The organism is Microscilla marina ATCC 23134 (genome assembly GCF_000169175.1).
Classification (GTDB): domain Bacteria; phylum Bacteroidota; class Bacteroidia; order Cytophagales; family Microscillaceae; genus Microscilla; species Microscilla marina.
In genome coordinates, this window is sequence record NZ_AAWS01000004.1 from 47,060 (window position 1) to 63,350 (window position 16,291).

Annotated in this window: 8 protein-coding genes; 7 read left to right on the forward strand and 1 reads right to left on the reverse strand. The window is 38.2% G+C overall.

Translation table 11 applies throughout. From position 1 onward, the window contains the following. Positions 1 to 89: 89 nt before the first annotated feature. The gene (locus tag M23134_RS04135) at positions 90 to 647 is read right to left on the reverse strand and encodes a hypothetical protein (protein WP_075163989.1); all 558 of its coding nucleotides are present in this window, start codon (positions 645 to 647) and stop codon (positions 90 to 92) included. A gap of 320 nt (positions 648 to 967) precedes the next feature. Between M23134_RS04135 and M23134_RS04140 the strand changes: the two genes are divergently transcribed. From M23134_RS04140 to M23134_RS04170, 7 genes are all read left to right on the forward strand, one after another. Then, positions 968 to 3,958, forward strand: coding sequence for a type I restriction endonuclease subunit R (locus M23134_RS04140; protein WP_045113030.1), 2,991 nt, complete (start codon positions 968 to 970; stop codon positions 3,956 to 3,958). Further along, positions 3,948 to 5,156, forward strand: coding sequence for a restriction endonuclease subunit S (locus M23134_RS04145; protein ID WP_002694124.1), 1,209 nt, complete (start codon positions 3,948 to 3,950; stop codon positions 5,154 to 5,156). Before M23134_RS04140 ends, M23134_RS04145 begins: the two co-directional genes overlap by 11 nt. Positions 5,157 to 5,161: 5 nt before the next feature. Continuing rightward, positions 5,162 to 6,361, forward strand: a complete 1,200-nt coding sequence (locus M23134_RS04150; RefSeq protein WP_002694125.1) for an AAA family ATPase — start codon at positions 5,162 to 5,164, stop codon at positions 6,359 to 6,361. A 341-nt stretch (positions 6,362 to 6,702) separates the two neighbouring features. Continuing rightward, positions 6,703 to 8,319 carry a type I restriction-modification system subunit M gene (locus tag M23134_RS04155; protein WP_002694126.1) on the forward strand — a complete coding sequence of 539 codons (1,617 nt, stop codon included), beginning with the start codon at positions 6,703 to 6,705 and terminating at the stop codon, positions 8,317 to 8,319. Positions 8,320 to 9,087: 768 nt separating this feature from the next. Next, entirely contained in the window at positions 9,088 to 12,597 is a 3,510-nt protein-coding gene (locus M23134_RS04160) for a hypothetical protein (protein WP_002694128.1), read from the forward strand. 23 nt (positions 12,598 to 12,620) lie between these two features. Continuing rightward, on the forward strand, positions 12,621 to 14,738 hold the full coding sequence (locus M23134_RS04165; RefSeq protein WP_002694130.1) for a hypothetical protein: 2,118 nt from the start codon (positions 12,621 to 12,623) through the stop codon (positions 14,736 to 14,738). A 244-nt stretch (positions 14,739 to 14,982) separates the two neighbouring features. Then, positions 14,983 to 15,960 carry an HNH endonuclease gene (locus M23134_RS04170; RefSeq protein ID WP_002694131.1) on the forward strand — a complete coding sequence of 326 codons (978 nt, stop codon included), beginning with the start codon at positions 14,983 to 14,985 and terminating at the stop codon, positions 15,958 to 15,960. Positions 15,961 to 16,291: the final 331 nt, after the last annotated feature.

Genomic DNA, 16,291 nt, shown 5'->3' on the forward strand with positions numbered 1-16,291 from the left:
GTAAGTGGGTCAGTTAGTCAGTCAGTAAATAGAAGTTGTGGTTAAAAAAACTCCCCAACAATGATTCGTTGGGGAGGGATAACAGCATCCTATGCCACCACCATGGCATACGTTTGCCTGAGCTCACTCAGGTACTGCCCCAGACTGCTGCGTTCGTGGTGTTCACAAGGAATCAGATAAGGAATCAAGCCTTCCAGTTCGCCGCTGTATTGCCAGTAACTAATCAGCATTTCAGCTTCGTCGTGGGTGAGCTCGTCGCCCCTGCCTTCCAGGTGCATGGCTTCTGTATAAGCCCTTCGCTCATAAAAAGAAGTACCCGCCCCGGCAAAATCTGCTACTGACCAAATACCCGGAGTGGGCTCAAAATCCATGCGCCAGACTGTTCCCTGGTGCACATAATAAAGCGCGTTGCCATGGCGCCCCACATAATGGTACCTGGCGTGTTGCAAACGATGGTAAGGGTAGAGTATCCCGTTAAAACTCAGGTGATTGATGACAGGCTTTTGCCAACGCTCTACCATACACGAATGACGGTGGGCATCATAACTTTGTACCTGCCCTGCACCCAGTGCCGGGTAAGTCACATCCTCTACCCACAAACCTAACATCTGGTTTGGGTTTCTTGTGGAAATTGTTGAATTTTGCATATTGATCCAATTTTATAGGTCCCCGCTTTGAGTGCTTTCGGTCTGGAAACTAAAAGGCACTTTGGCGGGGATTTTTATTTGTAATTGTGTAGTACAAATATAATCAATTGTAGTGGGTAATCGTAGGGAAACGAGGAGAAAGAGTGGGTGGTTTTTATGAAACTATATTTAATTTAATGATCCCTCTCCACCTGTTTGAAATTGGTGGGCTTTATGTGTACATTTACGCTCTTTGGATTATTTTATTGCGGAATATTACCTTGCGCAGCTTGTACGCCACTGATCAAGCTATTGATCATACAAAAGTCAGATACATTTACATGGAAAGTACCTACGAATCGGACATAGAAAAAAAGTTTATAGAATTGCTCGTTGGGCAAAAGTATACGTACCGCAACGACATTAGAACTAGAGAAGCACTAGATCAAAACTTTAGAAAAAAGTTTAACGCCAACCATTATGTAACCCTCAGCGACGATGAGTTTACCCGCTTAAGAAGCGACCTAATCAGTGCTGACGTGTTTAGGGCGTCTAAGTTTTTGCGCCAGCAACAGTACTTTGAGCGTGACGACGACACGCCTTTATATTATAATCTGGTGAACACCAAAAAATGGTGCAAAAACGAGTTTGAGGTGGTAAACCAATTACAGATGAAAACCACCGAGAGCCGCCACCGCTACGACGTGATTTTGTTGGTAAATGGGTTACCTTTGGTGCAAATAGAGCTTAAGCGGCTCGATGTGTCGCCGCGCAAGGCAATGAAGCAAATTGTAGACTACAAAAACGATCCTGGCAATGGTTACACCAACTCGTTGTTGTGCTTTATGCAATTGTTTATAGTGAGCAACCAAACCAATACTTATTATTTTTCCAACAACAAAAACGAGCATTTTAATTTTAATGCCGACGAGCAGTTTTTGCCTGTATACCAATTTGCCAACGAGCAAAATAAAAAAATAACCCACCTCAAGCCTTTTACCGAACGCTTTTTGAACAAGTGTACCCTGGGCGAAATGTTGAGCAAATATATGGTGTTGGTAGAAGTGGAGCAAAAGATATTGGTGATGCGCCCCTACCAAGTGTATGCCGTGAAAGCTATAGTTGACTGCATTGAACAAAACCGAGGCAATGGCTATATCTGGCATACCACAGGCAGTGGAAAAACCTTGACTTCGTTTAAGGCGTCTACGCTGCTCAAAGAAAACCCCGACATAGAGAAGTGTTTGTTTGTGGTTGACCGCAAAGACCTAGACCGCCAAACCCGTATGGAGTTTAACAAGTTTCAGGAGGGCAGCGTAGAGGCTAATACTGACACGGGCAAGTTGGTGAGGCGGCTGTTGTCTGAAGATTATGCTGATAAGGTGATAGTAACCACTATTCAAAAACTAGGGCTTGCTCTGACGGGTGCCACCAAAAAAGACTACAGGGAGCAACTCAAGCCCTTGAGTCAAAAGCGTTTGGTGTTTATTTTTGACGAATGTCACCGCTCGCAGTTTGGCGACAACCACAAGGCGATCAAAGAATTTTTTCCGAAGGCACAATTGTTTGGTTTTACGGGTACGCCCATTTTTGAAGAAAACGCCACCTACCGAACTATAGAAGGGGAGCAGGCTTCTTATAAAACCACAAAAGATATTTTTGAGAAAGAGCTGCACAACTATACCATCACCCACGCTATAGACAACAAAAACGTGTTGCGCTTTCATGTAGACTATTATACCCAGGAAGGCAAAGATGCCCAACCTGGTAACATATTTAGCCGCCAGGTGATAGCCGATGCCATTTTAGAGAAGCACGACCGTGCCACGGGCAATAGACGTTTTAATGCTATTTTTGCCACGGCGTCTATCAACGATGCCATTGCTTATTATGAGCTGCTCAAGGCAATGCAAATACAAAAACAAGCCGTAGACCCTGCCTATAAGTCGCTCAATATTGCTTGTGTGTTTTCGCCCCCTGCCCAACTTGCCAGCGACAAAAACAAAAAAGATATTCAGCAGATTCAGGACGACCTGGAACAAGAGAAGGCAGACAACCAACAAGAGCCCGAAAAGAAAAAGGCGGCACTGGAGGGCATCATTGCCGACTATAACATTCGCTTTGGCACTAACCACCATATCAACGAGTTTGACTTGTACTACCAAGATGTTCAACAACGGATCAAAGACCAACAGTATAGCAATAGAGACTATGCTCAAGACCAAAAGGTAGACCTTACTATAGTGGTAGATATGCTCTTGACGGGCTTTGACTCTAAATACCTTAATACGCTTTATGTAGACAAAAACCTGAAGTACCACGGGCTGGTGCAAGCCTTTTCGCGCACTAACCGTGTGCTAAATGATACCAAACCCTATGGCAATATTTTGGACTTTAGGGGGCAGCAAAGTGCGGTAAATCAAGCTATTGCTTTGTTTTCGGGTGAGCACAAGCAAAAAGCCAAAGAGGTGTGGATGGTAGACGCTGCCCCCACCGTGATAGATCATTACCAAGAGGCGGTGGCAAAGTTGGGCGATTTTATGGCAGGGCAAGGGCTGTCTAACGAACCCCAAGAGGCTTATAACCTCAAGGGCGACGGGGCGCGCATTGCTTTTGTGAAGAACTTTAAGGAGGTGCAAAGGCTCAAAACCCAACTAGAGCAATATACTGACTTGAGTGAGACACAAAAAACGCAGATTGAACAAATATTGCCTACCGATAGGTTACGCGAATATAAAAGTGCCTACCTGGAAACCGCCAAACAACTAGATAAAAACCAGCGCGAAAAACCCGACAAAGAAGAAGCCGACAGCTGGCAAGAGTTTGACTTTGAACTAGTGTTGTTTGCTTCGGCGATGATAGACTACGACTACATTATGGGCTTGATTGCCGATAGCACCCAAAACAAGCCCAACAAAGAGAAAATGAGCCGCGAGGAGATCAAGCAATTGTTGAGGTCGCAATCTAACTTTATGGACGAACAAGAGGTGCTAGAGGCATACATAGATAGCCTGGATTGGGGGCGTGGCTATAGCCGACAAGAGCTTACCGAAGGCTATGCGGCATTTAAGGCAAGCCAACAAGCCGAAGAGCTGGCGGGCATAGCGGTAGAGTTTGGGCTAGAAGTGGCAAACTTGCGGGCTTTTGTAGACGAGGTAATGAACCGAATGATATTTGATGGCGAACGCTTGACCGACTTGTTGGCTCCCCTAGAGCTAGGCTGGAAAGCACGCCGCAAGCAAGAGATTGCTTTGATGGAGAAGCTAGTACCTTATTTTAAAAAATTAGCCCAAGGGCAAGAAATTTCAGGATTATCGACGTATGAAGATTAAAAAAACAAACCAACCACTAGTGCCCACTTTGCGTTTTCCTGAGTTTGAAGAGGATGGAGAATGGGAGGAGAAGAGGCTGGGAGACATTACAATTCTGGTATCTAAAAGGAATAAAGATAACAAGAAATTGCCTGTTTACTCTATTAATAACAAGGAGGGTTTTCTTCCTCAAGAAGAGCAATTTGAAGGAGTAATTAGCAGTAAAAGAGGGTATGATATTTCATTATATAAAATTATTGAACGAAATACTTTTGCTTATAACCCTGCAAGGATTGATGTAGGCTCTATTGGGTTTAGTGGAGACCTTTACAATATTATTATCAGTTCATTGTATGTATGTTTTCAAACGGAAGATAATATTGACAATCATTTTCTTTGGCAGTTTTTTAATACATATTACTTCAATACGACTGTTAGAAATAATGTGGAAGGTGGCATAAGAAACTATCTTTTTTACGAAAACTTTTCGAGAATACCTGTAGCTATACCCAAGAAACTAGAACAACAAAAAATAGCTGACTGCCTACGCTCATTAGATCAATTGATTGTGGTGCACGAAACCAGACTTGAGAGTCTCAACAACCACAAAAAAGGTTTGATGCAACAGCTTTTCCCACAGGAAGGCGAAAAAGTGCCGCGTTTGCGTTTTCCTGAGTTTAAGGGAAATGGGGAGTGGGAGGAGAAAGAGTTGGGAAGTATAGCTAAAGTTACTACTGGAAATAAAGACACTAAGAATAAAGTTGACAATGGACAGTATCCATTTTTTGTGCGGTCACAAAATGTAGAACGCATAGATTCATACTCATTTGATGGAGAAGCAATATTAACTTCAGGTGATGGTGTGGGGGTTGGTAAAAACTTCCACTACATCATAGGCAAATTTGATTTTCATCAACGTGTATATGCTATCTACGATTTTACTGAGGTAGTTCTAGGTAAGTATATATTCATGTACTTTTCTCAATACTTCTATGATAGGGTAATGAAAATGAGTGCAAAAAATTCAGTTGATTCTGTAAGAAAAGCAATGATTACAGAAATGCCCATTAAATTCCCATCACCCAAAGAACAACAAAAAATAGCCGATTGTCTATCTTCTTTAGACACCTTAATAGCAGCAGAAGCGCAAAAAATAGGGGCTTTGGGCAAGCACAAAAAAGGTTTGATGCAACAGCTTTTCCCTGAAATAAACCGCTAAGTATTATGAGTAATCAATCATCTAACAACAACCCAATAAAGGCAGACTTAACTGAAGTAGCCAAGGCGATTCAACACCGACTCAATAGTAGAGATTTAGTGCTCTTGTTTGCCTACAATGGCACAGGCAAAACAAGGCTGTCGATGGAGTTTAAAAATTTGAGTAAAAATAGACGTCAAAACCCTGAAACCAACACCTTGTATTTTAATGCCTATACCGAAGATTTGTTTGTTTGGAACAACGATCTTGATGGCGATACCGAGCGTTATTTACAAATGAACAAAGATTCCAAATTTTTTGATGGTTTTGAAGATTTGGCGCTAGAGGTGAGGATAGAAAAGTATTTACAAAACTATGTAGACTTTGACTTTAGGATAGACTACGAAGATTGGCGGGTGATATTTAGCAGGAACGAAATAACAGATAACAACGCACAGGAAGAGGGGGAAGAAGCCAACAACAATGAGGAAGTGAATGATAGCGAGGAAGAACAAAGTCAGACAGTAGACTTTATCAAGGTATCGCGAGGTGAAGAAAACCTATTTGTATGGTGTATATTTTTGGCAATTGCCGAGATAGCCATAGAAGACCACGAGCTGACAAATGCCTATAGTTGGGTGAAGTATATTTATATAGACGACCCCATTTCGTCGCTTGACGACAACAATACTATAACCGTAGCTACCGACCTAGCCCAATTGCTTGGAAAAGCCAAAGAACGGGGCAAAGAACAAAGCAATCCAAGTCCTGTAAAAGTGGTAGTGTCTACCCACCATGCTTTGTTTTACAACATCATGGAAAAAGACTTGAGGGTAAGAAAAACCAACTACTTCTTGCATAAAAAAGCAGGGGGCTATCTGCTACAGGGTACCGATCAAAGTCCGTTTTTTCATCATGTGGCATTGCTTGCCGAACTCAAGCACGTAGCCAGCACAGGTAACATCAAAACTTACCACTTCAACGGTTTGAGAACCTTGCTAGAGAAAGTCGCCGCCTTTTTTGGTTATCGACGTTTTCAACAATGTATAGAGTATATGGCACAAGACGAGGACGAAGTATTGTTTAATCGTGCGGTACAACTCATGAGTCACGGGGGCTACTCAGTATATGAGGCTAAAGAAATGGTAGAAGACAACAAAAAAATATTCAGAAAGGTGCTTACCTCATTTTTAGACAAATACGAGTTTGAGGTGCCCAACATATAGGTAAAGGAGACTAATTAGTTGGGAGTCAGTAGTCAGGAGCTTTTACAGCTTTAAGCCAAGTTGGTTAGTCAGTAGTTAAGCCTGTTACTGCAAGTATTGTATTTGCAAATATGATAGAAGCTATTGATTGTTACCTCCCAGCTACCGACCCTCGACTACCAAATTTATAAACAGCTAAAAATCAACGTACTATAAAATAGGGTAGTTGCTTGTAGAGCAAGGTGTAAAAACCTAGAACCCAGCGCCTAGTTCCTAGCACCTTGAAGTAGCTCCCAACTATAAACTAAAAGCCAAGTTTGTAGAAGCTCCCGACTCCCAACTATAGACTAAAAGAAAAAATTATGACACAACAAGAACAACATAACCAATTGGGCAGTACCCTTTGGAAAATAGCTGATGAGTTGCGCGGCGCCATGAATGCCGATAGCTTTAGAGATTATATGCTCTCGTTTCTTTTCTTAAAGTACCTATCGAGCAACTATGAAGAAGCCGCCAAGCGAGAACTAGGGAGCGACTATCCAAAGCTAGACGGAGAAGAAGATACCCGTACTCCGCTCAGCATATGGTATGCTGCCAACGCCGACGATGTGCCTGAGTTTGAGGCGCAAATGCGCAAAAAGGTGCATTATGTGATAGAGCCCATTTACCTTTGGAAGAGCATCTCGGAGCTTGCCCGTAGCCAACACGAAGATTTGCTAAAAACCTTGAAAGAGGGTTTTAAATACATAGAAAACGAATCGTTTGAGAGCGCCTTTCAAGGCTTGTTTTCAGAGATTCACCTCGACTCAGAGAAGCTAGGCAAAAACACCACTGAGCGCAACAAACGTTTGTGTACTATTGTGAGCAAAATAAGCGCAGGCATTGCCGAGTTCTCTACCGATAGCGATGCCTTGGGCGATGCCTACGAGTATTTGATTGGGCAGTTTGCGGCAGGTTCGGGCAAAAAAGCGGGCGAGTTTTACACGCCCCAACAAATCTCTGGTATTTTGTCTGAGATAGTGACCCTAGATTGCCAAAACCCCGCAGCGGGCAAAAAGAAGAAGCTAGAGCATGTGCTTGACTTTGCTTGCGGGTCGGGTTCGTTGCTATTAAATGTGAGAAAAAGAATGGTGCAGGCAGGGGGTAGCACGGGCAAAATATATGGGCAAGAAAAAAACGTGACCACCTACAACCTGGCACGCATGAACATGCTCTTGCACGGAATGAAAGACACCGAGTTTGACATCTTTCACGGCGATACTTTGCTCAATCAATGGGGTGTACTCAATGAAATGAACCCCGCTAAAAAGCCAAAGTTTGATGCTATAGTAGCCAATCCGCCCTTTAGCCTTCGTTGGGACTCTAGCAGCGACCTAGCCGAAGACTTTCGTTTTAGGGGCTATGGCTTGGCGCCCAAGTCGGCAGCCGATTTTGCTTTTTTGTTGCATGGTTTTCATTACTTATCAGACAATGGCACTATGACAATTATATTGCCGCACGGAGTATTGTTTAGGGGCGGAGCCGAAGAGCGCATTCGTACCAAGCTGCTCAAAGACAACCACATAGATACAGTGATTGGTTTACCTTCTAACCTGTTTTATTCTACGGGTATACCCGTGTGTATATTGGTGTTAAAAAAATGTACCAGGGCAAACGATGTGCTCTTTATCAACGCCAGCGAGCACTTTGACAAGGGCAAGCGGCAAAACGCCCTCAACGAAGACCACATTGCTAAGATTATAGACACCTACCAACACCGCAAAGAAGAAGAACGCTATTCGCAGCGGGTGACTATGGCAGAAATAGAAGAACAGGGCTACAACCTCAACATTACCCGCTATGTGAGCACCGCCAAGCCAGAGCCCAAGGTAGACCTCAAAGAAGTAAATGCGGAACTACGGACAGTAAACAAGGACATAAAAAAACATACCGATGCTCATAATGAGTTTTTGAAAGAATTGGGCTTGCCGCCTGTTTAAGCTAATCGATATTTAATCATAGCCTAATAAATATTATTTGAACTGTGAGGAATCAGACTAGTTCATACTCTAACTATCAAGAAGTTTACCTTGGGGAGCAGTAAACCTTAAATATTTGATACTTGCCGATCTTTGAAAATCGGGCAAGTATCAAATGTAAATTACAATGTAAAATGAAAGAAGTAATAAATCGCCTCGTTATAGAGCCTGGGAACAGTGCTTTTCAAGGCTTCGCTCAACTCGTGGAGACACCATCTAAGACGATGACGGTGCTTTTGAAAAAAAGCTGGGTAGAGTAAATATTGAGCATAACTCCTTGTGGGGTCACCACAATGGTATTCCCTCACTCAAAGTGGGCTTGTTTTTACGCTTGTTGTCTTTTACAGCTATTAAGCAACAAAAGATGTAGTTTTTGGATTGAGCATTCGTTGATGCTTTTGATCACATCAGTAAGCCAAACCTGTAGGGTTATTCCTGCCATTTTGCAAAATCCTATCAGCGAATAGAATAAAGCAGTGTGTTTGGCGGAATTTTTTGACCCTCCGCAAAGAGATAGCTCTTGTACATCCCCTCACTGAATAGGATATTTGAAATATTATCTTCGAATTCTCAATGAGTGAATTTTAGTCTAAAGAACTCTGAGCACTCGAATTAAAATTTTGCCCTGTATTACTAAACAAGAATATTAGTAACGAATAACCTTCTGTTTAAGAGTAATTTTACTTACTTTTAAGCATTTTAAAAACCATCCTTCTTTAGTTTTCTACCATGCAAGAAATATTAGATGCTTACTGTGACTCTAACAATGGTCTATTACTCCTTGATCCGCCTACTGGATTTGGCAAAACTTATCATGTTCTTCAATGGATTTATAATAACTACGAAACATATTGTAAAGGGGGGGAGAAAATCTTTTTCGTGACTAACTTAAAAAAGAACTTACCTTACAAAAACTTGGAAGAGCTGTTTACAAAACAAGGTAAGAAAGAAAAATTTGAACAAGATGTTATTTTTATAGATTCAAACCTTGATTTAGTTTTAAAAAACTTTCCATTGGTTGAAAATGAGATTAAAGATTTCTTCGCAGAAGAAAGTTTTGATGAATTGGATCACTTATCAAAAAAAATAAAAATACTAGAAAAACCAGATGTCAACCCAGAAACAATTGCAATTCTAAAACAAGAAATCCAAAAAAACTTAGAGCCAAAGGTACGTAAAGCTATCATTAAACGCTTAAATAATAGATTTGGAAGCAAGAAGAAGAAGCTAAAAGCAATTAATGAAACGAAGAAATATGGCTGGATTAAAAAGCTATACCCACAAGTAAGGAGCTCAGAAGCTAAAATCTTCTTTTTGAGCATACATAAATTTTACCTTAAAAACTCGAGTTTAGTCGAACCTGCTTACCATTTTATAAATCATGATATCACCAAAAATGCACTAGTTTTTATTGACGAATTTGACGCTTCAAAAGATATCTTGATGAAAATTATGATTGATGAAGCTGTTGGGCAAAAAGTAGAAATTATAGAGTTGTTTAATAATATAAAAAGAAATTTAGATGCCCATGAACTTCCTGCCAACTTACTTCAAGAATCAGAATGGCGGCAAGAGTTAATGAACAAATACCCCAATGTTCAACCGCTAACAAAAATGGTCAAAGAACTCGAAGGAGTTGCCACCGAGAACTTTACAAACTATAACCTTGCTTTTAAATTCAAAACAAAACAAACGTCACAAAGAAAAAGAAACCTTATATTTCAAGATTTTGAATATCATACCATTGCTGGAAAAGGCAAGTATTTTAACCTATTTACTGACTCTAGTCATAAATATAACTATTTAGAGTTACTTGTTGATAAGCCAGAATCGTTTGAACATGATATAGTAGCCTTGATTAACAGGTTACGATTTTTTTTGAAATCATTTAAAAACCTTGTGAAATCCTTATCGCATAATCTTTATAAAAATAGAATAGAGAACAGGGAGCAAAATGACAATGAACTTAGTCTCCATTCAGCCATCAGATCAGTATTAGATGCCTTTGGTCTAGAAGGAAGGCAAAGACATTTTTTTGAAAACTACATATTAAATGATCAAGATAAAGACTTCAATGCAATTAATTTTTCAATAGAAGAATATGACCTAACTATTTATTCAAATGGGTTTAGGTATTATGATTTTGTAGATGATGACGATCATGCGTTAAGAACCAAGATTTTGTTTTTCAACTATGAGAAAACACCTGAAAAGTTTCTTCTAAGACTTTGTGAAAAAGCCAAGGTCATTGGCATATCAGCCACCGCCAATATTAAAACTGTAACTGGTAATTATGACATCGATTACCTGAAACGAAAACTGGATGCTAGGTTTCATGAATTATCTGAAACCTACAAAAACTCATTGAAAAGTGCTTTTGCTATACAAAATGAAAATTACAGTAAGGTCAATATTTACGTGGAATTTATTGAAATAAATAAAGATTCACCTTTTGATTGTTTTAAAGAAATATTTATCGATAGAGATACAGCCAAATTTCACTACAGCAAGATACAGTTTGAAATATCGCCAGATGACAATTATTATTTATTAAATAGGTATTATCGTATCCTAAAAGCTTTTAAAGTCTTTGCAGAAAAAGATGAAATCAAAGGTTTTTTATGTCTTTTGAATAAAATCCCTAAAGAAGGTGATACCAAACTTAACCTTGATATTTTACAAGAAGCGTTTTCCGATATAGTTAAACTCCTCAGTAAAGAGTCATTCTTTACCAATAACACTTCCACAAATAATAAGCTCAACACTTGTGTTGTTGCTTATGGCAGCACATACGAAAGGAGTAAACAACTATTCAAGGAAATATTGGAACAAGGAGGAAAGGTATTTGTAATTTCTGCCTATCAAACAATGGGAGCAGGACAAAATATACAATACAAAGCTCCTGATCCTGATAATTTAATGAATGTAAACAGTAGGGCGCTTGAAAACTGGAATAAAGAGTTTGAAACTGATTTTAATGGTCTTTATTTAGATAATCCTACCAATTTGATGCAAAATGTACAAGAGGGGATATCTGAAAACGATTTTGCAAAGTATGTATTTCAATTAGAGTTTCTTTTGGAAGTTGGAGAAATATCTTTTGGTGATATGTTATATGAAATCAAACGAGCGTTCGGCTATTTATTAGGTAAAAATCAAGCTAATACTTACATAAAAAGAATAAAAAACAACGAGTTTTCACAAATCAAAAATCACTGTCGTAAAATAATTATACAAGCCTTAGGCAGAATTTGTAGAACTAACTTGAAATCATCTAAAATTTATATTCTGGCTGATAAAAAAATAGAAGGAGTTGTGGCTGGATTTGACATAGAAAACAACTTAGTCCTTAACGAGTTTAAAGCGTTAGTGGAAGCAGCCCAAGTTATTGATCAACCAACTTCCGAGCTTGAGAATTTGGCAAAAAAAGCGACCAATACTAACTTCAGGGTAAGGAAAAGAATTAAAAAATTTGTAGATCGATATGAAGAGTGGGGGTGGACAACACTTGATATTGCTGAGTGGGAGCAGTTAAGACAAATGTGTCTTCGTTATCCGACACTCACAGAAGAGAATGCATCAAAAAACAAAAAAATGGTTGGTCTTTACATCCAACTTCCAACAGAAAATGATAGTATTTCATATCAACAAAAAGATGATTTTCAAGAAATAGAGGTTGATTTTCAAGGTAATTTAAGTCAAAAAGTATCAGCAGAATCAGCAAGACTTTCTCTGCTTATGCAAATAAATGGAATGAAAGAACATTTTGAGCGAAGTGGATGGGCAACTAGCTTTGCTAGTGGATTATATATTCTATCACCTCAACTTTTCAATAATATATATAAAGGTGCTTTGGGTGAACAGGTAGGTAAATTTCTTTTAGAGAAAGAGTTTGGATTTGAACTAATAGAACTCCCGAAAGAACATTATGAGCTTTTTGATTATCAAATTAAAGATACAAACACTTACATAGATTTTAAACATTGGCAAGAAAGTACCAAAATTGAAGCTGACTTTGATGAAATTTGTCATAAATTGAAGAAAGTAAGTGGTGATAAAGTTTTTATTATTAACATCATTTCAGATGGTTATAAAAAAACAGTGTCTAATAATGCTGGTACAATTCACCAAATCCCCTGCCTTTGGGATTTTTCGAAACAGAAGATATATTCTGAGGCTTTTATTCAGATTAGTAATAATATTGATTTAGAACCCCAAGGCTCATCTATTGACCAATAACATCTCATTAGTTTTTATTTAATATGCAATTAACCCAAACTAAAACTAATCAATTAGCCATAAATATTGATAGAAAAAAACTTTCACAAGATTTTGTAATCATTAGGTTTAAACATAAAAAGGGTTATTTTCTTCAAGGAGCAGGCATTTTGGATAACATCCCAAACCTCCCCCAAGTTAAATCGATTACTATTCGTGAAGATGATCAAGATAAATCTCTTTATGCCCTTTTTGATAAAGCTCAGTTTAATACGGTTCACATACCTACATTTTTACTTAGGCAAGGTTCTGACGCAGAAAATATCACCTATGAAATAATTGATCAAATCTCTGGCTTTAATAAATTACCTGACCATATCATTTGTCAATTACTGATTAATTCTCTTGCTAGTCCTAAAGGTTCCAGATACAGCTTCAATAACCTTACTGGACATTTCTATATTGTGCATCCAGAACATAAGGTACCAGTAATAAAACCTAAGGTCAATCAACCTAAAACAAAGCAGGTAGTAGCATTACAAGTGGTAATTAATAGACACTCTTGTTTGGAAATAAACGTTAAGACATTTACCAATATATATTTTAAAAACCGATTAAGTTTTAGCAAAAAAAGACCCTATACAAGCTATCCAAAGTATGCACTTGAATTTATTACGATGTCTATGAAGCGTCTACCTGGTTTTAGCGATCAAAAAGAAGACGATGATCAAGAGTTGTTTATTATTAAGCAGTTCCCTGGCAAAAAAAACAATATAACGTTTATTGACTTTGGTACATTTGATAAATTTCAAGTTAGCAAATGTGGAACCGTCTCCACTATATTAAAGCTCATCAAACAGGAGTTAAATAGATACTTATTTATTAGCTTTAAAGAATTAAGCCCTCAGCTTATTTGTCAATACAACTCTAAAAATACTGCACTAAAAAAAGTCAGGATAGGTCATCATTTAAGCTACAAGAAAATCAATATTGCAGATGTTATCAATGATGCTGAATCACAAGAACTTGTTCTTCATTTGTCAAATACATTGCGTACACAATATCCCACTTGTACCATTACTCAAAAATCTCGTATTCAAAAGTCATCGTTTAACTTTCGTCTTATTCACGATAAAGAATTTTACGAACACAATAATCTTTCTGATTCATACCAGGTTTACAACAAAGTGCCTGTAAATCACTTAAACCTCTATGAGCTTAAAAAAATAAAAGACAGTGATGATTTAGATAAAAAGGAAACCAAAAGAATTAAAGCAATAGCAGATACACTTATAAAAGAAGTAATTATCAAATACGATATCATTCAAGGCAATATAAGTATTACTGATTGGAAAGCGTTTGGAATAGATGGTGTGTATATATTTGCTTCAAAGATGCCCGCAGAAGAGAAAGAAACAATTGATCAATATTGTTTTTTGGAAATAGATACCACTGGGAAATTAAATTTTAGTCTCCATAAGAAAGATACTTTTTTGGGTGACTCAAGATATGATGAAATCGCTGAATATTTCGAGGATGATAATACCGTTGAAGGCATAGTTATAGATCCCTTGGGGAATATTAATGCTATTAAGAGAACTGATATAATTACTTTACCTGAGATTGTTAAAATTGGGCATATACTGGAAAAACAAGCTCAGAAATACTCATTTAAGAAAAGTGAATTAATTGCATATCTTAAAGAGTGCCGCCCCATAGATAAAATAAAACCATACCTAGAAAAAGTGAATAACTATCCGAACACGAAAATCCCCAAAGATGAAATTAGAGGTTTATTGAAGCAACAAAATTTGACAAAAGAATTATCTAACCTTGTATTTAAAAAAACAAATGGTCAAATTTTAATCAGGGCTTACCTTAAAGGTCAAAAGCCTCGTTATGAACTTCTTTCATCTAGCTTTGATATAAATTATCAAGAACTTAAAAACTATGCTCTTTACCACGTAGGAATCAAAGATGTAAACGGTTATGATATCAGCCGGGCATCAGTTATTAGAGTTATAGAATCGCTCGATAACTCAAATTTATTCTTTGAAAAACTGCTTCCTTTGATGAGTGTCGATTTTGTAAAAAATCATGAGCTTACCGTAAAACCATTTCCATTCAAGTATATTGATGAATGGATTAGAATGAACTGTTAAAGCACTGATTGCCCACTCAAAAAACTACAACTTTTGTTGCCAAATAACCGGAAACTACAACAAATATAAAAACAAGCCCCTGTTAGATAAGGCGATATGATTATATAGCATCACTTTTTAACAATAAAGGTAGTCATTTTCTTGCCACTTATATTTTGCTGTTTATGATGAAAAATTTAGTTTTAGCCATCATCAAATACAAGCCTTCTTATGACTGTAAGCCAATATCTTCAAAAATTTAAATGTGAATCACGCAGAGAAAAACAAAAAAGGCAGCGTTGCACCGCATAAGCCTATTTTGTTGTTGAGTATGATCAGGTTAATTGAAGATAGGGTCATTACATCTCAGCGAATATATCTCACGCCTGAGCTACTGTCAACTTTTAAAGAGTACTGGGAACTACTTGCCAACCCTAAATACCACCGGGAAATTTCTCTTCCTTTTTTTTACTTAAAAAGTGATGGGTTCTGGAAACTCATACCCAACCTGGGACATGAAGAATTCTTTGCATCTAAGAAAACAATCAAGACTTTTCATCAGCTTACTACTAAGGTAGCCTACGCCGAGTTGGATGAAGCATTGTTTCAGTTTTTACAAAACAAGCAACATCGCCAGGATTTTTGCCAAATATTACTAGATACTTACCTTGCCTACAGTAAAAACAAATTTACTGAGCAACTCAACTATAAGCAATATATTCAAGAAGTGGGTAAAAACATTGTAGAAGAAGATTTTGAGACATACTATACACGGTTGAACCAAGTAAAAACAAGGCTCAAAGCTGGAAGTAAAGCCAGGGAACAAGTAGATGAAGAAGAGTTTATACGAACGGCTAAGTTTTCAGAGTTTATTTTAGAAATATATAACTATTCGTGTTGTGTTTCACAGTTAAACATACAAGTAAACCCCAAAGTCAAAAGAAAAATCAGCATGGTAGAAGGCTGCCACATAGAACCCTTTCATATCCATGGTAATAATAGCGTAAATAACGGCATTCCACTTACCTATACCATACATAAGGCTTTTGATAAGGGTTTGATTGCCATTGACGATCAATACCGGGTAATTGTTGGCAATAACTTTAAAGAAAATAAGACCTCACCCTATCATTTGCATCAGTTTCACAAACAAGAGATTCTATTGCCACAAAACCCCAAATATTACCCAAGCCTAAAAGCCCTTCATGCACACAGAGTAAAATTTGGATTTCCCAGGTCATAAACCAAACCCCGCCCAACACCCTCAAAACCAATCCATTATAAACCCTTGCCCCACCCGTTTTTCTTTGGCGCGTGTTGCGCCTGTATGGGCGAAACAGGGGCAAATTCTGGGTTAGGAAGCTACCCTACTAATGAAAAAGAAAAATCCTCTATCTAAGCTACACTATAGATTCACATTAGTTGACTTATATAAGTGACTCATTATGATGCCAAATTGTCAAGGTAAGCTTGCTAATTTGGCAAGGTTCGAGGACAATCTGGCGAGGTAAGCTTGACAACCTGGCAAGGTTCAGGGACAATTTGGCAAGCTTGCAAGGTCGGTAATGCAAGGG